Source organism: Kocuria sp. ZOR0020 (assembly GCF_000800955.1).
Lineage (GTDB): Bacteria > Actinomycetota > Actinomycetes > Actinomycetales > Micrococcaceae > Kocuria > Kocuria subflava.
Genome location: NZ_JROX01000254.1, coordinates 1 through 525, shown reverse-complemented (window position 1 = coordinate 525; position 525 = coordinate 1). Strand labels below are relative to the sequence as shown.

At 38.7% G+C, this 525-nt stretch carries 1 protein-coding gene; it reads right to left on the bottom strand.

Going from position 1 to position 525, the window contains the following annotated elements:
• Positions 1-67 precede the first annotated feature (67 nt).
• The coding region (locus L979_RS15290; protein WP_047692577.1) for a phage tail tube protein at positions 68-525 on the bottom strand (458 nt) is incomplete at its 5' end.

The window sequence follows — 525 nt, the reverse complement described above, 5'->3', positions numbered from 1 at the left end:
ATTGTTTTGCCATTTTATTTTATATTCCTTTACTTAATTGGTTTTTCAGGTTATTGCGTTTGTAGCCTTATGAATGATCAGTTACTGAAACACCTGCGGTAACATCTTCATAACCGTCAGCAGAGGATGTTACGATATAAACTCCAGGAGCAAGTTGTCCGTTTGTTGCGACTTTTCCGTGGTCATCTCTAATTACTGATGTTACTTTTACAGTTCCACCTTTAGAATCTTTCAAAGTAGCTGGTACTACTATCGTTCCGTCATTGCGTCCTTTTGTAGCAGTAGTTACATTCGGAATAACTGGAGCAACTAATGTAACAGCACCAGCCAATTCCGTGTCAGGTTGCATAATGAACAGTCCGCTTTCCATTTTCTTAGCGAAGTCTTTTGCTTGGTCTCCCCAAATTTCATATTCAATAGCAGCTACATTTTTACCATTATTCAAATAAATGTCTGATTCAGTAGCTTGTACTGCCAACGTCCATTGGATAGGGTCTACACCGTCAACTGAATCTGTTTCTGATT